The 22,159-nt window shown below is 35.5% G+C and carries 15 protein-coding genes and 2 tRNA genes; 16 read left to right on the top strand and 1 reads right to left on the bottom strand.

Annotated features, from left to right (window positions below; all coding sequences use genetic code 11):
- Nucleotides 1–2 precede the first annotated feature (2 nt).
- From K8P03_RS01370 to hisS, 15 genes are all read left to right on the top strand, one after another.
- Nucleotides 3–5,858, top strand: coding sequence for an InlB B-repeat-containing protein (locus K8P03_RS01370; protein ID WP_223417765.1), 5,856 nt, complete (start codon nt 3–5; stop codon nt 5,856–5,858).
- A gap of 98 nt (nt 5,859–5,956) precedes the next feature.
- The gene (relB, locus tag K8P03_RS01365; RefSeq protein ID WP_223417764.1) at nt 5,957–6,175 is read left to right on the top strand and encodes a type II toxin-antitoxin system RelB family antitoxin; all 219 of its coding nucleotides are present in this window, start codon (nt 5,957–5,959) and stop codon (nt 6,173–6,175) included.
- Nucleotides 6,172–6,432 carry a type II toxin-antitoxin system RelE family toxin gene (locus K8P03_RS01360; RefSeq protein ID WP_223417763.1) on the top strand — a complete coding sequence of 87 codons (261 nt, stop codon included), beginning with the start codon at nt 6,172–6,174 and terminating at the stop codon, nt 6,430–6,432. The genes relB and K8P03_RS01360 overlap by 4 nt, the downstream gene beginning before the upstream one ends.
- Before the next feature lie 338 nt (nt 6,433–6,770).
- Entirely contained in the window at nt 6,771–7,223 is a 453-nt protein-coding gene (locus tag K8P03_RS01355) for a MarR family winged helix-turn-helix transcriptional regulator (protein WP_223417762.1), read from the top strand.
- Nucleotides 7,211–8,974 carry an ABC transporter ATP-binding protein gene (locus K8P03_RS01350; protein ID WP_223417760.1) on the top strand — a complete coding sequence of 588 codons (1,764 nt, stop codon included), beginning with the start codon at nt 7,211–7,213 and terminating at the stop codon, nt 8,972–8,974. The genes K8P03_RS01355 and K8P03_RS01350 overlap by 13 nt, the downstream gene beginning before the upstream one ends.
- Nucleotides 8,967–10,835 carry an ABC transporter ATP-binding protein gene (locus K8P03_RS01345; RefSeq protein WP_223417758.1) on the top strand — a complete coding sequence of 623 codons (1,869 nt, stop codon included), beginning with the start codon at nt 8,967–8,969 and terminating at the stop codon, nt 10,833–10,835. Before K8P03_RS01350 ends, K8P03_RS01345 begins: the two co-directional genes overlap by 8 nt.
- 66 nt (nt 10,836–10,901) lie before the next feature.
- Nucleotides 10,902–11,576 carry a response regulator transcription factor gene (locus K8P03_RS01340; RefSeq protein WP_223417756.1) on the top strand — a complete coding sequence of 225 codons (675 nt, stop codon included), beginning with the start codon at nt 10,902–10,904 and terminating at the stop codon, nt 11,574–11,576.
- Nucleotides 11,563–12,504, top strand: a complete 942-nt coding sequence (locus K8P03_RS01335) for a sensor histidine kinase (RefSeq protein WP_223417754.1) — start codon at nt 11,563–11,565, stop codon at nt 12,502–12,504. The genes K8P03_RS01340 and K8P03_RS01335 overlap by 14 nt, the downstream gene beginning before the upstream one ends.
- An 80-nt stretch (nt 12,505–12,584) precedes the next feature.
- The gene (locus K8P03_RS01330; RefSeq protein WP_317847229.1) at nt 12,585–13,343 is read left to right on the top strand and encodes an ABC transporter ATP-binding protein; all 759 of its coding nucleotides are present in this window, start codon (nt 12,585–12,587) and stop codon (nt 13,341–13,343) included.
- Nucleotides 13,330–15,249 carry an FtsX-like permease family protein gene (locus K8P03_RS01325; protein WP_223417750.1) on the top strand — a complete coding sequence of 640 codons (1,920 nt, stop codon included), beginning with the start codon at nt 13,330–13,332 and terminating at the stop codon, nt 15,247–15,249. Before K8P03_RS01330 ends, K8P03_RS01325 begins: the two co-directional genes overlap by 14 nt.
- Before the next feature lie 93 nt (nt 15,250–15,342).
- The gene (locus K8P03_RS01320) at nt 15,343–16,674 is read left to right on the top strand and encodes an MATE family efflux transporter (protein ID WP_223417749.1); all 1,332 of its coding nucleotides are present in this window, start codon (nt 15,343–15,345) and stop codon (nt 16,672–16,674) included.
- Nucleotides 16,675–16,877: 203 nt separating this feature from the next.
- Nucleotides 16,878–16,952, top strand: a tRNA-Gly gene (locus tag K8P03_RS01315).
- A gap of 10 nt (nt 16,953–16,962) precedes the next feature.
- Nucleotides 16,963–17,036, top strand: a tRNA-Cys gene (locus tag K8P03_RS01310).
- Nucleotides 17,037–17,077: 41 nt separating this feature from the next.
- Entirely contained in the window at nt 17,078–17,752 is a 675-nt protein-coding gene (locus tag K8P03_RS01305; RefSeq protein ID WP_223417748.1) for a DUF6873 family GME fold protein, read from the top strand.
- Between the two features lie 75 nt (nt 17,753–17,827).
- Nucleotides 17,828–19,114, top strand: a complete 1,287-nt coding sequence (gene hisS / locus K8P03_RS01300; RefSeq protein ID WP_223417747.1) for a histidine--tRNA ligase — start codon at nt 17,828–17,830, stop codon at nt 19,112–19,114.
- A gap of 76 nt (nt 19,115–19,190) precedes the next feature.
- Here hisS and K8P03_RS01295 read toward each other — a convergent pair whose 3' ends face one another.
- Entirely contained in the window at nt 19,191–20,615 is a 1,425-nt protein-coding gene (locus K8P03_RS01295) for an FAD-binding oxidoreductase (RefSeq protein ID WP_223417746.1), read from the bottom strand.
- 395 nt (nt 20,616–21,010) lie between these two features.
- On the opposite strand from K8P03_RS01295, the gene K8P03_RS01290 reads away from it, so the two are divergent.
- On the top strand, nt 21,011–22,147 hold the full coding sequence (locus K8P03_RS01290; protein ID WP_223417744.1) for an acyl-CoA dehydrogenase: 1,137 nt from the start codon (nt 21,011–21,013) through the stop codon (nt 22,145–22,147).
- Nucleotides 22,148–22,159 lie beyond the last annotated feature (12 nt).

Raw genomic sequence — 22,159 nt, 5'->3', positions numbered from 1 at the left:
TAATGAGAAAAAAATTAACATCTTTGCTTTTAGCAATAGTGATGTTATTGCAAGTTTTTATCCCGCCTAACATAGGACTTGCTGAGGGAGAGGAGACTCCCCCTCAAGGCAAGTATGTAAAAGTAGGCGAGATAAATGCAAAAAGCTATGATGCAAAAATAATGAATGAATTAAATAGGATAGCTGCAAAGACCAGGACATCGAGATCACAAAGGCCGGGAGTTAGTTTATTTAGTTCAGGACCATATTTTGGAGATAATAACGAGCCAAAAGATGTGGATAAACCAAAATATTTTGGAAATGTAAGTGCGGAATTAGACCTAAATGGTCTAGACGGGAATCCATTCCAGTGGAATGAAATATTTGGAGTAGATGAAAACGGAAATCCAAAACCAGCCCAAATAATTTTTAGGCAAATGGATTATGAAACAAGTGTAGATACTGGCGTATATTATATGTTACAAATTACTAAAGAAGGTAAATACACTTGGTCTGATGGAGAAGGTAAACCATCTAAACTACCTCTATTTTCAAAGAGTTTTAAACCTTACAGATACGAAGTAAGGATTGATGAAAGAGTCTCAGATAAGGTTAAACTTTTGACTTCTGTAAGTTTTGGTACTCAAGGCTCAAGTCCTACATTTTTACCAGAAAATGCAGATGGGGAGATAATTGGAAATATTAAATTAGGACTTACTTACAATCAAATCGCATCTACCAAGTTTAAATCTGAATGGCATACAGGTGTTTCTGAAGAAGACAGACCAGACATGAAAGCAAACTTTGCCTTTGATGATGAAGGAGACGGGGTGTCTCCAGTAAGTGTAGAATTACCAAAGAACGATAAAGACACTAAAATTATAAGAGACTGGTACAATGATTTTGATCCTGACCTTGTGTTGTCAGTTTATCTAGAAAAAACTCCAGATGTCAAAATAGATACAAGCACAGCTGGATTAACTTTTGATACAACAAATAAAACTGTCAAATCAGATGACCATAAATTCAAATACGACTTCACCTACGATGTCATAAATGGTGGTAAGCTTACTATGACAGAGATCTTACCTATCACCTTTGATGCCAATGAGGGTAAATTCTCTTCTATTACAGACCCAAAGGCTGACCAACAAATCGTAAAAGAAGTTGAATACGGAAAAGATTTGACAGAAGAGGTTGAAGAGCCTAAAAAAGACCTAGAAACCTTTAAGGGTTGGGCGGAAACAGCAGATGGTCCTGCCCTAAGTGAAGCAGACTTTAAGGCAAAAACTACAAATGTTACAGAAGCAAAAACCTTCTATGCTATTTGGGGTAACAACGATATTACAGCTGAAGAACTAGTAGTCCATGAATCTTTTAAAGATGGCGATAATTGGATTAATGAATTTACTCCTAACATGGAAAAATTAGAAAAGCAAATTAGGATAAAAGGTGAAGATGGAAAATACACTCCACTTAATATCGACGACCATGGTTTTGCCGTATTAGATGATACTGGAAAAGAAATCAAATCCTTTGAGTTAGCAAATAGCTTGTATGATAAACTAAAAGAAGATGATAAAACTGAAGTATCTCGAAATACTACTATTAAAGTAAGGGTGGATTTTAAGAAAACTGGCAAAAATGTAGTTATAGAGGTACCTATTAAAGTTATTAAAAACATATACGAGGCAAAAACCAAAGAGGGTAGGCCAAATTATGTTCCAGAAGATTATGTAAAGGTGACAGTAGACCCAACTACAACAGCTGAAAAACCACAAAAATACTTCTACTATGTAAATCCAAATGCCAAGGTAGTAATACCTGGCGAAGACCCAGTAGGGGTGGGTGATAACTTATTTGTAAGATGGATAATGAAGGCAGATGACGCTACAGGTGATGGTAGTCTTTACGAATTAACAAAAAGACCAAGAACCATGTTTGAAAAGAATTCAACAATTAAGGCAGAGTACACTAAGGACGTCATCCCACAAGAGGGAACTGAAGAACCTAAGAACTTACCAGATAATTTTGTAAAAGTTATTTTCAATCCTACAGAAAAAGGTGATATGGAAGGTGCAAAAATATTCTGGGTTAAGAAGGATAGAGATGTAATAATCCCAGTTAAAAACCCTGTTGGTAATCAATACTACACCTTCAAAGAATGGAAGATTGGTGCAAATGCGGATGGAGAAGTTTATGAACCAAGTGTGAAAAAGAAATTTGAAAATGAAACAATCATCACAGCAACCTATAAGGAATCACCTAATATTATCCCATTTGACCCAACAAATACTGATGACTCAAAGATATTCAGACCTGATGGTTATGTCAAAGTAACATTTGAAGCAGAAAAAGGCTTAAAATTAACAGAACAAAAAGCCTACTATGTAAAGGCAAATGCAGGTATAAAACTTGGAAATGATGAACTTAAAAAACCTGCATACACAGAAGAAGATGGTTATAAGTTCGAAAAGTGGGATAAAGAAGATGCAACAGAAATCAAAGCAGACGATATAGTTGTAAAAGCAATTTCAAAACCACTTGGCGATGTAATTCCAGCTAATAAAGAAGATGGAAGTCCAAATGAAAAACCAAAAGGTTATATCACAGTTACTTTCAAGACTACAGACAAGGGTGGAAATATAGAAAAAGTTCTTTATCTCAACCCAAATAAGGCTGTAGCCCTAGAAGCTTATGCTCCATCAGTAGTTCCAAAAACTGGTTATGATTTTGCTGGTTGGGACAGACCAATCAATGAAAAAATTCAATACAAAGATAAGACCGTAATCACAGCTCAGTTTAACGAAAAAGGCGCTGTAATCCCAAAGACAAATCCAGATGGAAGTGAAAATAAACAACCAGAAGGATACAAAACAGTTACATTTATAATTGAACCAGCAGAAGGCGGCAAGATTGCTGATGGTGAAGTTACAGTCTACTATGTAAATCCTGATAAAGAAGTAACAATTCAACAGCCAAAGACAGAAGCTGACACAGGATATGAATTTGAAAAGTGGGACCAAGATACTGTTAAAAAAGCTAAGAAATACACCGATGACACCACAGTTAAAGGTAACTTCAAAAAGCTTGATGATATTATTCCAGCAAACAAGGAAGATGGAACACCAAACGAAAAACCAGAAGGTTATGTGACCCTAACCTTTGACAAGGGCGAGCATGGAAAAGATATAACAGGACAAACTGTTTATTATGTAAATCCAAAAGCTGACCCTTCTAAAACTTTAGGAGACACATCAATAGTAAAACCAGAAGTAAAAGCAGAAGTTGGTTATAAATTTACTGGCTGGGACACTAAAGATGATTTTGAAATAAAAGCTGATAAAACTGTTACCGCTAAGTATGATCCTATTGATGATGTAATTCCAAAGACAAAGGATGACAATTCTGAGAAACCAGATGGCTATATCACTGTAACATTTGTTAAGGGTGACCATGGAAAAGAATTAACTGGACAAGCAGTTTACTATGTAAATCCAAACAAGGCAGTAGTTCTTAAGGATAAAGCTCCTACTCCTGTTCCAAATACTGGATATGAATTTGCAAGATGGGATATTTCTATAGACCAAGCAATTCAATACAAAGATGGTGCAAAAATCACAGCTCTTTATAATGATCCTGATAACATTTCTACAACTGAAGTAGAAGGTTATGTAAAAGTTGAATTTAAACCTGGAACCAATGGCTCATTAGAAGGCACACAAATATACTGGATTAAACCAGGAGTTGAAGTGAATATTCCTGCACCGACTGTAAAGCCAGATCTTGGTTATAAATTTAACAATTGGGATAAAGATTTAACTGTAAATTTAAAAGCAAATTCACCTACTTATGAAATCACAGCCGAATATAAGCCACTTGATGATATTATTCCACAGAAAAACACAGATGGTTCTGATAAGCCAGAGGGATATAAGGTTGTAAAATTTGTGGCAGATGACAATGGTAGCCTATCAGGAACAACTGTTTACTATGTAAATCCTGAAAAGGAAGTAGACCTAACAGATACTGCAAATAAAATTACTAAAAAACCAAATGTTGGCTTTGTTGCTGATGGCGGAAAATGGACAAATGAAGATAATACAGATGCTGCATTAAAGGCAACATTTGAAAATGATAAGACTTTTGTTTATCATTTCCAATCATATAAGGATGTTATCCCAGCAGAAAAAATAGATCAAAAACCAGAAGGCTATGTTAAAGTTGAATTTATAGCAGGTGAAAATGGTAAATTAGAAGAAGGAAACAAGACCTATTATGTAAATCCATTAAAGAATATCACAGTAGGTTCAGATGACCTTAAAATACCAACTCCTGTACCAAATAAAAACTACGATTTTGATGCCTGGTATGAAAAAATTGATGATAAACCTATCAAAACCGACAAGAAATTCGTTGCTAGGTTCAAATTGGCCAAGGTAACCATGACCTATGAAGCAGATGATAAAACATCAGGAGAAGTTCCAGCTGCTTTGTCATATGATGTAGGCACAGAGATAACCCTAGCTGGTGGCAATGACCTAAAGAAAGATAATTATTCTTTGACTGGTTGGATGATTGGAGAAAAAATCTACAAACCAGGTGAAAAAATCACTCTAAATGAAAACACAACTGCAGTAGCTGTTTGGGATGAGAATTTGCATACAGTTCAGTTTGATACAGATGGCGGAAATTATATTCCAGCACAAAAGGTAAAACATGATACTGCTATTGGAGAGGTTCCATCCCCAACAAAAAAAGGTTATTTATTTGTTGGATGGACTCTTGATGGTAAGATTATCAATCCAGAAGAATACAAAGTCACAGAAGATATAACCCTAGTTGCTAAATATTCAGAGGATGTTATACCAGCTGATGAACATGGTAATCCACCAGCTGGAACTCCAGATAATTTTGTAAAAGTTAGCTTTGTTCCAACAGCCGAAGGAAAACTCGAAGGAACTAGTATATTCTATGTAAATCCAGAAAAAGAAGTAATAATTCCTGTAAATAATCCTGTAGGAAAGGGTAAGAAAATATTTAGTGCATGGAAGCTTGGCGCTGATGCAAAAGGCGATGAATATAATCCTAAGAAAGCTAAATTATTTGATAAAGAGACAATAATTACAGCTACTTATGAAGAAAAGAGCATTTCATCAGGTGAAATAATCGAAGTTAACGGTGTTGAATCTAATCCAATGAAAGTGGATAAAGACGATGAGATAAGTGATGACCAATTGATAAGTCAACTTATACTTCCTAAAGGAAAGAGTATTAAGGGAGCAAAAGTAATAAAACGTCCTAATACTAAAGTTGGAGATGAATTTACATCTGCTATAATCACAGTAAGTTATGATGATGGAACTCAAGTAGATACAAAGGTATTAATCTACGTAAGAGAACCATGCAAGCCATGTCCAGCTCCAGAGCCAGGGGACAATCCAGGAGGCGGTGGTTATATACCTACTCCAGATCCTGACCCAACATTACCTGATGGTGGTGATGATGAAAAGGAACCTGAAGATAAGGAAAAGACTCCTGACGAAGAAAATGGCAAGGAGAAAAATCCTGATAGGGAGGAAACTCCTGACAAAGATAAGGAAGAAACTCCAGAAAAACCAGGAGATAAAGATCCTAAAAAGCCTGGTCAGAACCAACCACCTGTTAAAAATGATAGCAAGAAAAATCTAGACCAAACTGGCACAAAGATTGTGAAAACTATTAACCAAACAGGTACAAAAGTAATTAACCAGGTGAAGAACTTCCTAAATCCTACAACTGGTATCATAAGCAATTATGGACTATATATAGGATTGATGGCAGCATCAAGTGTCGGACTATTCTTTACAAGAGATAAAAAGAATGAGGACGAAGAATAAGATTAAAAGATCGTAAGCAAAGGCTTGCGGTCTTTTTTTGACTTTTTTAACTAATATTGTATAATCATATTACAATGTAACACAGAAAGGAAGGGCCTATGACTACTTTAACAATTAGATTAAATAGAGATGACAAGGAGCTTTTTAAAAAAGTTGCCGAAGAGAATAGTAAGTCCCTATCAGATTGGGCAAGGGAGACCTTGCTCAGAAATATAGAAGAAGAATACGACGAAAAACTAATTGAGGACTATCTTTTAAATAAAGAAAATATGAAATTTTATACCAGCGAAGAAGTGAAAAAAGAGCTTGGTCTATGAGGATAATTTATTCTGAAGAGGCTCTCAAATCCCTTAAAAAATTGGATAAGCCAGTTCAAAGAATAATAATTTCCTATATGGATAAAATCGCTCTATTAGAAGAACCAAGGTCTAGGGGCAAGGCTTTATCGACAAATCTTAGGGGATTTTGGAGGTATAGGATAGGTGACTATAGGATTCTTTGCGAAATTCAAGATGAGAAGTTGATTATTTGTGTCGTTGACATTGATCATAGGAAAAATATATATAATAGATAGAAAACCGCTATTTTGGCGGTTTTTTTGGTGGCTAATTGTTTTTATCATAAATCAGATGTCTTTTCTTTATAAGGTCTCTCGTCAAAGCCTTCGGCTTATCTATCGAGACGGCGGCTTAGAGTTTGCGGTCTCCTTAAAACTACTGCGCCATGTCGAACGTATGTGAGACATCTTACGAACGTGGGGGTCTTTACCTTATAAGGTCCCTCCGCCACCTTTGGCGTCGTTCGGGACGGCGCTGGGGTATGCTAACTATAAACCCAACTTGACATAGTCCTAAATAAGACTATAATATTAATTACAAATAATTGTTTATTTATTTTAGAGAAAGAGGATTTATGAATTTTGAACTTGATCCAATGGTCTCTATTTTTTCTTTGCTGAGGTGTGCAAATGGCCTTAATAGGGAGAGGGCAAAGTTTTATGGGCTTAATGACCTTGAAACTATTATCCTTATCCACATCGGCCACATGGCAAATCCTAGTCAAAAAGATATTGCAGAAAAACTTGGGGCTCCCAAGCAAACTGTAAATAATATCATTAAAATCCTTAAGGAAGACGGGCTGATTGACCTTATTCCAGACGAAAATGATAAGAGGATGAGGATTTTAAGCCTGACAGACAAAGGAGAAAAAATTAGGGATGAGAGATTAAAACCGATTAGCCAATCAAATAAGAGAATGTACGAGAAATTGGGCGATGAGAAGGTAAGGGAGATTAAAGATGCTCTTAAACTTCTTAACGACACAATTAGAGAAGATTTTATGAAGGAGGATGAATGGAAAGTATAAAAGAATTTTACAAGTCCTTTACCTATATCAAAAGGTACTTGGGAGAATTTAAGAAAAATAGAAATATTTCGAGGATTTATACCAGCTTTGAAACCATCTTAGAGCTTGCAATTCCAGCTATTATGGGCCTTACACTTAATGAAGCTGTTAAGGGCCAAGATTTGGGTCTTGCCGTAAAATACGGACTATTGATGGTTGTATTATCATTAATTACCATGTTTTGTGGTATGCAGGCAACTAAAAATGCTGGTATTGCTTCATCTGGTATGGGCCGTAATGCAAGGCTTGCTCAGTTTGAAAATATCCAGCGCTTTTCTTTTGAAGATATAGATTATTTTGGGGTCCCTTCGCTTTTGACAAGGCTATCGTCTGATACCCAGCAGATTACTTTTTCAATGTTTGTTTCAACCAGGTTTGTAATTAAGACTGTAGCAATGGCTATAGTGGCCTTTGTTTTGGCTCTTAAATCTAGCCTAAAATTGTCGCTTATATTTTTGATAGCTGTGCCAATTTTGTTTGCCCTTTTGATGGGATTAACAACCTATGCCATTCCAAAATTTAGGAAGGCCCGCTACCAATATGACAAACTCAACCTAGTTGTAGAGGAAAATCTTAAGAATATGCGTGTGATTAAGGCATTTTTTAGGAAAAAATACGAGCTTGATAAGTTTGGCATCCAAAACCAAAAGATGTTTGAATACGCGGACGGATCTCAAGGGCCAATGTCTCTTGTATTTCCCCTTGCCAATGTAGTTTTATTTGCCACCTTTGTTGGCATCACCTATTTTGGCGGGATTGAAATCATCGAAGGCAGGCTCCAAGTCGGCGACCTTGTGGCATTTAATATGTACGCAACCATGCTTTTAGGCGCCTTTATCGGTATGTCCATGGTTTTAACCATGTTTATGTCAGCATCGCCTGGTATTACAAGGGTTGTTGAAGTTATTAGCAGGGTTCCTACTATGGATAATAATAAGAAAATCGAAGGCCTAAAATTAGAAGATGGTTCAATTGATTTTGACAATGTTTCCTTTAAATATGAAGAAGATTCTGATTCCTATCAGCTTGAAGATATAAATCTTCACATCAAAAGCGGTGAGTCAATTGGTATCTTAGGACCAACAGGAGCATCAAAATCCACCCTAGTTCAGTTAATTCCAAGACTCTATGATATAAGCGAAGGCTCTCTAAAAGTAGGTGGCCATTCGGTTGAAAAATATGACCTAAAAACTTTAAGAGATGATGTGGCAATAGTTCTTCAAAAAAATACCCTATTTTCAGGATCTATTGCCGATAACCTCAGGTGGGGAGATGATGAGGCAACTATGGAAGAAATTGAGCTTGCAAGTAAGATTTCCCAGGCCGATGACTTTGTAAGAAACCGCCATGATGGCTATGAATCAGTCCTTGGCCAGGGTGGAACAGGCGTTTCTGGTGGTCAAAAACAAAGGCTAACTATTGCCAGAGCACTACTTAAAAAGCCAAAAATCCTTATTATGGATAACTCCACATCTGCAGTTGATACCAAGACAGAAACAGCCATTATCGATGGCATTAACAAATACAACAAGGATTTGACAAAGATAATTATTTCCCAGAGGGTATCTTCATTTAAGTATGTAGACAGGATTATAGTTATGAACGAAGGAAAAATCGAAGCAATCGGCACTCACGATGAGCTTTATGCGACCAACAGGGTCTACAGGGAAACCGTTGATATACAAGAGCAAGGAGGTGGAGATAATGACTAATGATTATAAAATGAATGACAAATCATATAGGAGAAAAGTTTCATTTTCGTCAATAGGAAGGCTCTTATCCTATCTTTTTGCTTATAGGTGGCAGATGATTTTGATTGTAGTCTGCGTAATAGTTTCCGCCCTTACCCAGATTTGGGGAGTAAATATGCTCCAGCCAATTATTGACAACTACATCTTACAATCTGATGTGGCAGGATTAAAGAGAGCATCCCTTCAAATGGGCGCAATCTACGCAGTTTCCGCCCTTACTTCCTTTATATATTCAAGACTCATGGTCAGGGTTGGAGAAAGATCAATTAGAAATATTAGGGTAGAGCTTTTTGACAAAGTGCAAAAGATGCCAATAGGATTTTTTGACACCAACAAGCACGGTGAGATTATGTCAAGGTTTACTAACGACACAGACGTCCTAAGCCAGGCCTTGGCAAATACAGTCCCAACCATTGTAAGGGCCACAATCATGCTTGTGGGAACAATACTTGTCATGTTTAAATTAAGTTTTAATCTGACACTTACAATGCTTCTTGGTCTATTAATCTTAATTCCAATCCTATCTAGGATTATCTACAAGTCTTCGACATCCTTCAGGGAAGGCCAGGGATATATTTCAAGTTTGCAAGGATTTTCTGAGGAAACTTTGTCTGGACAAAAAGTTGTAAAAGTTTTTTCAAGAGAAGAAAAAATCCTCGACACTTTTAGAAATAAGACTGAAGAAGTGAGGATTGCCTTCACCCGTGCCAATACCTATGCTGGTAGGATGATGCCATTCTTGCTAAATATGGTAAATATTCTCTATGCTGCTATTACAGTTTATGGAGTCTATTTGACAATCCAGGGAGATATGACTGTGGGAGTTTTGGCAGCCTTTTTATCAAATATTAGGCAAATTCAAAATCCTATTGTGAATGTTAGCCAACAGGCCAACGCAGTTTTCCAAGCTATGGCAGGGGCTGACAGGATTTTTGAAATAATTGATATGCCGATTGAAAAAGACACTGGTTTTATCGAGCTTGTCCACGCTGTAGAAAATGCTGACGGATCTGTGACTGAGTGTGACGACCTAACAGGCCGCTATGCTTGGGTGTGGGATGATGGCGATAGGAAACACTATAAGATGCTCGAAGGTAGACTTGAGTTTAAGAATGTGGACTTCTCATATGATGGCAAAAACCAAATCCTTAAGGATATTTCATTTTATGCTGATCCTGGCGAAAAGATTGCCTTTGTTGGTTCAACCGGAGCAGGTAAGACCACCATTACCAACGTCATCACCAGGTTTTATGAAATTGACAATGGTTCTATAATGGTCGACGGAATTGACATAAGAGATATTAAAAAAGATGCCCTAAGGCGTGCTTTTGGCATGGTGCTCCAGGAAGTAAACCTCTTTACAGACACCATTGAGGGCAATATCAAGTATGGTAGACTAAGAGCCAGCGATGAAGAAGTGAAGGCTGCGGCTAGGCTTTCTGGTGCGGATTCCTTTATAAAAAGACTTCCAGAAAAATATGACACCGAAATCCACGGCGACGGATCAAGCCTATCAGATGGTCAAAACCAGCTGATTTCAATATCAAGGGCTGCTATTGCAGAACCTCCAATGCTTATACTTGACGAAGCGACATCATCCATAGATACAGCCACAGAAAAAGATGTCACAGAGGCAATGGATAAGCTAATGACAGGTTCAACCTCCATAGTAATAGCCCACAGGCTTTCAACTATCCAAAACTCTGACGTAATCATGGTAATGGAAGACGGCAGGATTATAGAACGTGGCAACCACGACAAATTAATAAAAGAAAAAGGCACCTACTGGCAATTATATACCGGTAAGTTGGAACTAGATTAATTAACAACCTCTCATTCAAATTAGGAATGGGAGGTTTTTGTGTTATAATATTTTTAAGGAGCGACTATGTTTAAGATATTTGTGGTGGACGATAGCCAGATAATTTCAGAAAAATTAAAAAATGAACTTGAGAAGTGGGGCTTTGAAGTCGCCCTTGTGTGTGATTTTGAGAAGGTTTTTGATGCTTTTAAATCAGAAAAACCAGACCTTGTTGTCATGGATATTGGCCTTCCTTTTTATGATGGGTATTTTTGGACTAGGAAGATTCGCAACATCTCAAATGTTCCAATAATATTTTTATCTTCCAAGGAAGATACTATGAATAAAATCATGGCTATGGAAATGGGAGCAGATGATTTCGTGAGTAAACCTTTTGAAATGGATCTTTTGCTTGCAAAAATCAAGGCACTTTTAAGGAGGGCTTATGATTATAAGGAAAATCTATCAAGACTTGAAGTTAGAGGACTAATTCTTGATTTAAAGTCAATGTCAATTAGTTTTGGCGAAAAAAGTCTTGAACTTTCTAAAAATGAATTTAAAATTTTGGAAACTCTTATGGTAAATAAGGGAAATGTTGTCTCTAGAGATAAGCTAATGACAAGTTTGTGGTCCACAGATATTTACATCGACGATAATACCCTAACAGTCAATATTTCTAGGCTAAGAAAGTCTTTGGCAGGTCTTGGGGTAGATGATTTTATAAAAACCAAGCAGGGATATGGTTATTATGTTGAAGCTTAAAAATTTTTTGAAGGAAAATAAGGTATCTTTTATTTTCTTTTTTATTATTAGCCTTACTTATTTGTTGGTTTTCATAAGTTTCAACCTAGAAAAATTCCCAATAATTTATGGGTTTTTGATAAGCTTTTTTATTTTTTTAGCTTATTTTCTCTATAAGTATTTTAACCAAGAGGTACCAACTTTTGCAGAAATTTCAAAAAATCCAAGCCAGAGGGAAAAAATTATCCTAGATGAATTAGAAAATCTCGATAAGAAGTACAAGGACCTATTACTTGCCTATAATGAAATTGAAGGCGACCTTAGGGATTTTTATGGCCTATGGATTCATGAAATTAAAACGCCTATTGCTGAAAATAAGCTCATCTTAGCTGACAATCAGCCAGACCTTGAATTACTTATAAAAAATAATAAGAGGATCGAAGATTATTTAAACATTCTCCTTGGCTTTGTAAGGTACAATTCAAAAACCAATGACTATGTCTTTAAGGAAGTAAGAATTGAATCTGTGGTTAAGGAAATAATCAGAGAAAAGTCTTACGATTTTATTTCCAAAAAAATTAGCTTGGATGTGGGCGACCTTGGATTTATGACTGTAAGTGATGAAAAATGGATAGGTTTTATTATAGGTCAGATTTTAAATAATGCTTTGAAATATACACCAGAAGCTGGCAAGATAAAAATATATTTTGAGAAAAATTTCCTTATTATAGAAGATAATGGGATTGGCATTAAGGCCTCTGACTTGCCAAGGGTTTTTGAAATGGGTTATACAGGTGAAAATGGCAGGAAACTTGGGTCTTCAACTGGCCTTGGCCTATATCTTGTAAAATCCATTGGCAAGGACCTAAACTTAGATATAAAAATCGAATCAGAAGAAGGGATATTTACAAAAATCATGATAAATTTTCCAAAACTTACAAAATTGTAAGAAAAGGGGTCTCTTTGTAAGCTAGGCAAAGGGACTTATTTTTATAAAGCCTTTATAATTATATTATGAGAGGTGAAAATATGTTAGAAATAAAAAACTTAAGAAAAATTTATAAGGAAAATACAGCCAACGCTGTGACTGCCCTAAAGGATGTGAATTTGAAAGTAGAGGATGGTGATTTCCTAGCCATCATGGGTGAGTCTGGTTCAGGAAAGACCACACTTTTGAATATCATTTCCCTTATTGATAAGGAAACTAGTGGACAAATTTTCCTTGATGACAAGGAAATTCTGTCCTTATCTGATAAGGAAAAGTCAGATTTTAGGAGGGATAATTTTGGCTATATCTTTCAAGATTTTAATCTTTTGGATAATTTTGATGTGAGGGAAAATATCCTTTTGCCCCTTGTGTTAAGGGAAGAAAATCCAGAAAATTTTGAGGATAAGCTTATGCCTATTGTCAATAAGCTTGGGATTGCTGAACTTTTAAATAAGTATCCGGCAGAAATATCTGGTGGCCAAAAGCAAAGGGTGGCTGTAGCAAGGGCCTTAATTATAAGACCAAAAATAATATTGGCAGATGAACCAACAGGTCAACTTGATTCTTCATCCAGCGAAGACTTGCTAAATTATTTTGAAAGAATAAACCAAGATGGGAATACAATTCTCATGGTGACCCACTCAAATATCGCGGCTTCCTTTGCTAAAAGAGTTTTATTTATCAGGGACGGTAAGATTTTTAATGAAATTTATAAGGCAGATGACAGCAGAGATCAGTTTTATAAAAGAATTTCAGATTCATTAAATTTTCTAAGGGCGGCAAAGAATGAAACTCACTAAGCGCCTTGCCCTAGATGGGATTAGAAAAAATAAGGAAGTTTATCTTCCATATATTTTGATTTACGGATTTATGGTTTTTTCATTTACTTCGATTTTGCTTTTAATGAATGCCGATACTTTAAAAGATTTTTACGCCATGTCTAGCATCTACTATATATTGAAAATTGCTATTTATGTAATGGGGATTTTTTCGCTGATATTTTTATATTATTCAGATGGATTTTTATTAAATAAAAGACTTAAGGAAATCTCTCTCTATGCGATTTTAGGTCTTGATAAAAAACATCTTTCAAAAATATTGGCCTTAGAATCATTAATAATATCAGCTTTAGGATATTTAATAGGTATAATCTCTGCTTCAGTTATCTATAAACTATTAGAAACAATTTTTTTGAAGCTTATGCTAATGGAAGGAAATTTCTACCTAAGTTTTGCTAGAGATGCTTATATAATTAGCTTCTTGGTTTTTGCAGGAATTTCTCTACTAATTTTATTAACCAGAATTATAAAAATAAAAAGAAAATCAATTCTCGACTTATTTAAGGAAGAAAAAACCTTTAAAAGGCCAAGGGGGATGGTTTTAAGTGCGTTTGTATCATTAATTCTGCTTGGGTCTGGATATTACTTAGCCCAAACTATAAACAATCCTTTAAGGGCTCTTAGCTACTTTTTCTTGGCGGTTATTCTTGTAATGATAGGAACATTTTTCCTTTTCTCATCACTTTCAATAGTGATTTTAAAAATGATGAAGGCTTCCAAATCTTATTACAAAACTGAAAAATTTATCTCAGTTTCTAGCCTTATTTTTAGGTTAAGGTCAAACGCCAAGGGACTTGGATCAATTACAATCATGTCTACAGCTGCCATTATTTTATTATCATCAGCCATAGCTCTTTATAGGAGTGTTGAGGATGTGGGATCTAGGCAATATCCAAGAGATGTGGGCCTTGCTAGTGTTGATGAGTATTCTATTGACCAGGTTAAAAAAATCATCAAAGAAAATAATTTGGAAGCAAAAAATATTCAAGATTACAAAGCTGTACTTGCTTTTGAAAAAGATGGACAAAATATTAAGACCAGTGACCAATCTTACGCCTTTAAAAATCCAAATGATCTTGATGGAAAGGCCATGGGTATCCTTGTGGAAGTTAATGACGAATCAATACCAGAAGCTTCCAATTTAAAAGATGGGGAGTTTTTACTTTATAAGTCCCCTAAATTGGCTGATCTTTCAGAACTTGATATAAATGGCCAAAAATTAAGGAAAAAGTCAGATATTAAAGATTTCCCATATAAAAATTCTGGAAATAATTCCATAGTGTCCTACATGTTTGATTTTTATTATGTGATAGTTAAAAACTTGGATAAAAACCTAATTATAGATGATAATAAAATAGTCCATGCCTATAATTTTGACCTAAGTGATGAAGATATGGCGATTTTCAAAGAGAAAACTAAGGAAGTGCAAAATGAATTTGGCATTGGCTTTCATGATGATTTTGTCTTAGAAGGATACAAACTTTACGGTGCTATATTTTTCGTAGGAATATTCTTAGGATTAATTTTTATGGTTGCAACTGGCCTAATAATATATTATAAGCAAATCCAAGAGGGTTTTGCCGATAAAAATAAATATGAATCTTTGAGGAAACTTGGCATAGGAGAAGAAAAAATCAAAAAAACTATAGATAAGCAAGTTCTGGTATTTTTCTTCCTACCTTTGGTAGTTTCTGGCATCCACGTAGGCTTTGCCTTTAAGATGATTTCAAAAATCTTTGTCATGTTAGGATGTGTTAATAACTCTATAAAAATTACTTCCTTTGTAATAGGCTTTGTAATATTTGCTCTTTTGTATTTGATTTATTACAAATTAAGTTCCAGGGAATACTATAAGTTAATCTCATAAAATTTCGGCTCTTTCGAGTCGATTTTTTATTTTGCTTTAAAATCTTGACCAAAGAAGGCTCGAGAGTTATATTATAGGTATTAAGGAGTCTAAATGCAGAAAAAATCACTAATTAAAAATTATTTAAAATATCTAATACCTACCATCACGACCATGACCTTATTTTCGACCTATACCATGGTGGATGGTATTTTTGTTGGTAGGGGTGTTGGTAGTGAGGGTTTGGCAGCTGTAAATATTTCTATGCCTTTTGTGACCCTGGCTTTTGCTTTTTCGATTTTAATTTCAATCGGATCTTTAAACCTAATTGCCCACGAAAAAGGTAGGCAAAATAAAGAAGGTGCCGATGAATTTTTTAGCCTTGGCGTTGCTATTTCAGTAATCTTTGCCCTGGGTCTTTCTATTGTAGGTTTTATTTTTATAAATCCCCTTGTAAGATTTTTGGGCGCAGAAGGCCACATGGTAGAAATGGTTAAGGAATACCTATTTATTTTGATTTTCTTTTTGCCTTTTTATCTTACATCCTATGTTTTTGAGATAATGGTAAAGGCAGATGGAAGACCATCGATTACAACTGTACTCATGTTGATGTCGGCCCTTACAAATGTAGTTCTTGACTATATTTTTATCTTCAAATTCCATTGGGGATTATGGGGAGCGGCTGTGGCGACAGGTTTGGCACAGACTATTCCAACAATTGGCTATTTGATTTACTTTTTATCACCAAAGTCTTATTTGAAATTTAGAAAATTTAGGGTCAAGGCCTTTATGTTTAAGGAAATTTTTTCCTATGGTTTTCCTGCATCCTTATCAGAGCTTTCTACAGGTTTTTGTATTTTGGTATTTAACCTTGCTATAGGTAGGCTTTATGGAGAAGTGGGCCTTGCAGCCTTTTCTGTAATTGCCTATGTCATGACCTTTGTTGTAAATACTATGCTTGCCATAAACCAGTCAAGCCAACCACTTTTGGGCTTTTATTACGGAGCGGAAGAATACGACAACATTCCAATTATTAGAAAATACATGCTAAGATCAGTTGCTATTCTTTCCCTAATAATGGTGGGAGCTATAGAATTGTGGCCAGAATTTTTCATAAATGTATTTTTGACTGATGTGACAGCTGACTTTATGGTTTTTGCCTCAAAGTCACTTAGGATTTTTGCTATAAGTTTTTTAATCCTAGGCTTTAATATAACAAACGGTGGGTATCTTACAGCTGTTGGCAAGCCAAGGTTTGACTTTATCATAACCCTTCTTAGGGGCTATGTATTTGTGACACTTTTTGCTTATTTTGTTGCGAACTTTATGGCAAAAGAAGCAATTTGGTATGTCCTAATTGCATCAGATTTCCTAACTATGGTTATTTCTATATTTTTGATAAGAGAAGAATTAAACGAATTAAAAAAGGCAAAGCGAATCCACTAGGCTTGGCTTTGCCATTTTTTATTAGACTTTGAAATTGCTATAGAAATTTTTTGAAAATAAAATAATAAAACTTGACAAGTCTTAAAACTTATCCTATAATATAAAAGTAAGCTTGAGAGGGAGAAACCCTAAAGCAAGTAAAAATTCAAAAAATATTGGATTAGACTTTACAAAAGCAAATAAAAATGTTATAATATTTGTATGCGGATGTGGCTCAGTGGTAGAGCATCGCCTTGCCAAGGCGAGGGTCGCGAGTTCGAATCTCGTCATCCGCTCCATTTTTTATTTGGCGCCATAGCCAAGTGGTAAGGCAGAGGTCTGCAACACCTTTACCCCCAGTTCAAATCTGGGTGGCGCCTCCAAAATATCCCCAGATGGGGATTTTTTTATTGAAAGGATTTTTATGTTAGTTATTTCCTATAAGGCAAGCGATGATTTTAAAAATTTTCTAAGGGAAAATGGATTTTCCTTTATAGAAACAATAGCCAATCCCAACTTAGACCCAAGAATTGCTGATCATCCGGACTTGTCTTTGTTTAAAATAGACCATAAAACTTTAGTAGTAGATGAAGCTGTCTTTTCATATTATGAGGAGAAATTAGTGGGCTTTAACTTAATCAAGGGAGAGAATCTTGGCGGAAAATATCCTCAAGACGCCCTTTATAATTTAGTAAGATTTAAAGATTTTTATATCCACAATGATTTTACAGAAAAAAATATAGAAAATTTCCTTATAGAAAAAGGTATTTCTCATCTCAAAGTTAACCAAGGCTACACCAGGTGTTCTCTAATTCCTCTTGGAGATTTATTAGTAACTAGCGATTATGGAATCTACAAGGCTCTAAAAAATAAGGTCGATATAGAATTAGTTGATAATGACAAGGTCATCCTAGATGGCTTTGACCAGGGATTTTTAGGTGGGACTTGTGGTTTGGTTGGAAACCAGCTAATTTTTAGCGGAGATATTTCTAGGCATAAGGCCTTTGTAAAGATAGAAGAAATTTGCAAAAATAAAAATATAGATATTATTTATCCAAAAACAGAACTTATAGACCTGGGTTCTATCATTGAAATTTAAGCCTCTAATATGGGGCTTTTTTCTTTGCTAAATTATCGTATAATATACCTAGCTAAAGAGATATAGGAGAGAGATATGAAAATTGTAAAACCATCAACCATAGCCGGAGTTATGGAACTTTTGCCAGAAGACCAGCTGGCTTTTGACAAGATGAAAAATATTATAGAAGAAACTTATAAAAAATTTCAATTTTTGCCAATTGATACCCCGGTCATAGAAAAAAATGAAATACTTTTTGCAAAGGGTGGGGGAGAAACAGAAAAGCAAATATATGAAATTGCCTCTGAAACCAGGGATATGAGCCTTAGGTTTGACCTAACAGTGCCTCTTGCAAGGTATGTGGCAGAGCATTTTGCTGATTTAAATTTCCCTTTCAAACGCTATCACATAGCCAAAGTTTATAGGGGAGAGAGAAACCAAAAGGGCCGCTACAGGGAATTTTACCAATGCGATATTGATATAATCGGACATAACAACCTAGCCATAGCCAACGACGCAATCCCACCAAGGGTTATCTATGAGATTTTCAATAAACTTGATACACCAGATGTGACTTTTAGGATAAACAACAGAAAGCTTCTAAATGGATTTTTAAATGCTATGGATATCACAGATACAACTGATGTCCTAAGGCTTATCGATAAAAAAGATAAGATTGGTATGGAAAATACAAGAGATGAGCTTCTAGAATTAGTCGATAGCGAAAAGGCAGACAAAATCCTATCCTTTATAGGGTCAGATTTGGCGAATGAAGAACTTTTAGAAAAATTAACCGACTTTGTAGATAACGACCTATACAGAGAAGGCCTTGACGAATTAAAAACGGTCTATTCCTACATGATCCACCTTGGTATTCCTGATACTAATGTCAAAATTGACCCAGCTATCACAAGGGGTCTTGATTATTATACAGGCACAGTTTATGAAACCTTTATAAATGGCTATGAATCAATTGGTTCTGTATCATCAGGTGGCCGTTATGAAACCCTTGCAGCAAACTTTTCTAAGCAGGCCCTCCCAGGTGTGGGTATGTCAATAGGTTTGACCCGTTTATTCTACCAATTAAAGGAAATTGGTCTTGTGGATGAAAAAGAATCTAGACTTACAGATATACTTGTAATTCCAATGAGCGATGAAGAAAACTTCTACGCTATAGATATCTTAAATAAGCTTCATGAACAAGGAAAGAGAGCTGATATTTATCTAGAAGGCGGAAAACTTAAAAAGAAATTCTCCTACGCTGATAAGGTTGGTGTAAAATATGCCTATATCATCGGTCAAAACGAGAGAGAAGAAGGAAAAGTTACTGTAAGAAATATGGAAACAGGCGACCAGGACCTTGTTAATTTTGATAATATATAAGAAAGCAAAAAGAGCTTAAGTCGAAAGACTTAGCTCTTTTTTTCTTGTAAATTGTTTTTAGTTTAAAATCTTTTTATTAGTCTATTGTAACAACTTTACCTGGGTTTAGGATCATGTTTGGATCGAATACTTTCTTGATGCCTCTCATTAGGTCTGTGTTGAGTTTGCCTTCGTATTCTGCTAGGTATTTTAATTTACCGTGACCAACACCGTGTTCGCCTGATAATTTTCCGCCAAATTCATAAGCTTTGGTGTAGATTTTTTCCATGAAGTCGTGAACTTGTGCATTAAATTCATCTAATTTATCTTCTTCATTTGAAACTGTGTAGATGTGAAGGTTGCCGTCGCCAGCGTGACCGAATGATTGAACGTCAAAGTCATATCCTTCACCGATTTCATTTACATAGTTGATAAATGGAGCGATTTTGTTAATTGGAACTACTACGTCACATTCGTCGATTAGTTTGTATTGGCTATTGATTGCTTCAAGGAAAGAGCTTCTTGCTGCCCAAGCATCTTTGATTGCACTTGGAGTATCAGCAACTAGAACATCTATAGCTCCGTTTTCAACTAATAATTCAGCTGCCTGTTCCATTAGGCCATCAATTTCGTCTTCGTTATCGCCATCAAAGGTGATTAGAAGGTAAGCATTAACATCAGTGCCCTCGATATTTTTAGGGAAGGTTTCCTTGCCGATATATTTTTCAGAAGCAAGAATTATCTTTCTTTCCATAAATTCGATAGCTTGTGGTTTAAGGTTAGCTCTGAATAAAACTGGAACTGTAGCTATACATTCATCAAGAGATTCAAATGGAACTATCAAAGAAATGGTGTGTTTAGCTTGAGGAACGATTTTTAGGGTTAATTCTGTGATTATACCAAGGGTTCCTTCAGAACCTACCATTAGGTCTTTTAGTGAATAACCTGTAGATGTTTTAGAAACAACGGCACCAAATCTTGTGACTTCGCCAGTAGGAAGAACAACTTCCATAGCTCTTACATAATCTCTAGTTGTACCGTATTTAACAGCTCTCATACCACCGGCGTTTGTAGAAACGTTGCCGCCTAGGGTAGCAAATTTTTCACCTGGATCAGGTGGGTACATATAGCCTTTTGTTAGACAATCTTCAGCAAGGTCGTGTAAGTAAACACCAGGTTGAACTCTAACAACAAGGTTATCTAGGTCGTATTCAAGGATTTGGTTCATATCTTGCATATCAATCATAACTCCACCATTGATAGCAACACCAGAACCAACTAGACCAGAACCAGCACCACGTGCTAGAACAGGAATTTTGTTCTCGTTACAAATTTTCATAATATTTGAAACGTCTTGTGTAGACTTAGCAGCAATAAGAACTTCTGGTTGGTAAGAACCGTAGATTGGCATCTCGTCGTGGTAGTAGTCTTCGTTGATATCGTCTGCAGTATAAACTTTACCTTCAACGCTTTCCCTAAATTTGTTAATGATTTCTTCACTAACTTTGTTGTAATCTGTCATATTACCTCCTAATAAAATAACAATTTCATTTGCTTGTGATATGATTATAACAAATAATTTAACAATGTGCAAAATTAAATATTATTTGCAATGATTTTATATTTGTTAAATGATAAGAAAACGATTGAATTAGAGGCCTGAAAAGGTATAGTTAGAATGAGAGCTTATGTGCAGAAGTTTTCTAAAGATTGAATAATATTCAACTTTAGATTAATTTGCAGCAAGATTTTTCCTTGAAATAAAGGGCAAAGCTTCTTAAATCATAAGTGAAAAGTCTAGTTTAAAAAAAGACTTTGATTTTTATTTGACAATTACGAAAATGATTGTTAAGATAATAACAGTAGGATAATAATGTATGGATGTTTAATCCAAAGTCAAAATTATAAGGAGAGAAAATGTATAAATTAACTGAAGAACAATTAGAAATGCAACAAATGTTTAGAGACTTCGCCGAAAAAGAAGTAGCACCTATAGCTATTGAAATCGACGAAAATCACAGATTCCCAGAAGAAAACGTAGCTAAAATGCAAGAGCTAGGTTTCTTTGGTATCCCATTTGATGAAGAATACGGCGGAATTGGTCTTGATACACTTACATATGTACTATGCGTTGAAGAATTATCTAAGTGCTGTGCATCAACAGGTGTTATTCTTTCTGCTCACACATCTTTATGTGCTGACGCAATCAATAAATTCGGTAATGAAGAACAAAAAGAAAAATTCTTAACTCCACTTGCTTCAGGTGAAAAACTAGGTGCATTTGCCCTTACAGAACCAGATGCAGGTACAGATGCTTCAGGCCAAAAAACTGTAGCTGTTAAAGATGGTGATGAATATGTTCTTAACGGTACAAAAATCTTTATAACAAATGCTGGCTATGCTGACATTTATGTAGTATTTGCAATGACAGATAAAGAACAAGGTACAAAAGGTATTTCAGCTTTCATAGTAGAAAAAGGAACTCCAGGTTTTGATTTTGGTACAAAAGAAGACAAGATGGGTATCAAAGCTTCTTCAACAATGGAATTAGTATTTAGAGATTGTAGAATTCCTGCAGCAAACTTACTAGGTGAAGAAGGTAAAGGCTTTAAATACGCTATGCAAACCCTTGATGGTGGTAGAATTGGTATAGCAGCTCAAGCACTTGGTATTGCAGAAGGCGCATTAAACAAAGCAATCAAATACGTTAAAGAAAGACAACAATTTGGTAGACCAATCGCTAAATTCCAAAATACACAATTTAAACTAGCTGAAATGGCAATAGACATAGAATCTGCTCGTCACCTGGTTTATAAGGCGGCAACACTTAAAGATGCTGGCGAAAGCTACACTGTAGCAGCAGCAGAAGCTAAATTAAAAGCAGCAAGAGTAGCTATGGATGTTACAACAAAAGCAGTTCAATTATTCGGTGGTTACGGCTACGTTAAAGAATACGAAGTTGAAAGAATGATGAGAGACGCCAAGATAACAGAAATTTATGAAGGTACTTCAGAAGTTATGTTAATGGTTGTTGGCGGAGCATTATTAAGATAAGATAAATCGAAG

Source organism: Anaerococcus murdochii (genome assembly GCF_019957155.1).
GTDB classification, from domain to species: Bacteria; Bacillota; Clostridia; order Tissierellales; family Peptoniphilaceae; genus Anaerococcus; species Anaerococcus murdochii.
The sequence above is the reverse complement of the archived record's forward strand: the minus strand, read 5'-3'. Positions and strand labels throughout refer to the sequence as shown.

Excerpts from the sequence above, each read along its gene's own strand:
- K8P03_RS01335 (WP_223417754.1), top strand. The coding sequence starts at position 11,563 with ATGTTGAAGCTTAAAAATTTTTTGAAGGAAAATAAGGTATCTTTTATT.
- K8P03_RS01350 (WP_223417760.1), top strand. The coding sequence starts at position 7,211 with ATGGAAAGTATAAAAGAATTTTACAAGTCCTTTACCTATATCAAAAGG.
- K8P03_RS01370 (WP_223417765.1), top strand. The coding sequence starts at position 3 with ATGAGAAAAAAATTAACATCTTTGCTTTTAGCAATAGTGATGTTATTG.
- K8P03_RS01355 (WP_223417762.1), top strand. The coding sequence starts at position 6,771 with ATGAATTTTGAACTTGATCCAATGGTCTCTATTTTTTCTTTGCTGAGG.
- K8P03_RS01290 (WP_223417744.1), top strand. The coding sequence starts at position 21,011 with ATGTATAAATTAACTGAAGAACAATTAGAAATGCAACAAATGTTTAGA.
- K8P03_RS01325 (WP_223417750.1), top strand. The coding sequence starts at position 13,330 with ATGAAACTCACTAAGCGCCTTGCCCTAGATGGGATTAGAAAAAATAAG.
- K8P03_RS01345 (WP_223417758.1), top strand. The coding sequence starts at position 8,967 with ATGACTAATGATTATAAAATGAATGACAAATCATATAGGAGAAAAGTT.
- K8P03_RS01320 (WP_223417749.1), top strand. The coding sequence starts at position 15,343 with ATGCAGAAAAAATCACTAATTAAAAATTATTTAAAATATCTAATACCT.
- relB (WP_223417764.1), top strand. The coding sequence starts at position 5,957 with ATGACTACTTTAACAATTAGATTAAATAGAGATGACAAGGAGCTTTTT.
- K8P03_RS01330 (WP_317847229.1), top strand. The coding sequence starts at position 12,585 with ATGTTAGAAATAAAAAACTTAAGAAAAATTTATAAGGAAAATACAGCC.
- K8P03_RS01360 (WP_223417763.1), top strand. The coding sequence starts at position 6,172 with ATGAGGATAATTTATTCTGAAGAGGCTCTCAAATCCCTTAAAAAATTG.
- K8P03_RS01305 (WP_223417748.1), top strand. The coding sequence starts at position 17,078 with ATGTTAGTTATTTCCTATAAGGCAAGCGATGATTTTAAAAATTTTCTA.
- K8P03_RS01340 (WP_223417756.1), top strand. The coding sequence starts at position 10,902 with ATGTTTAAGATATTTGTGGTGGACGATAGCCAGATAATTTCAGAAAAA.
- hisS (WP_223417747.1), top strand. The coding sequence starts at position 17,828 with ATGAAAATTGTAAAACCATCAACCATAGCCGGAGTTATGGAACTTTTG.
- K8P03_RS01295 (WP_223417746.1), bottom strand. The coding sequence starts at position 20,615 with ATGACAGATTACAACAAAGTTAGTGAAGAAATCATTAACAAATTTAGG.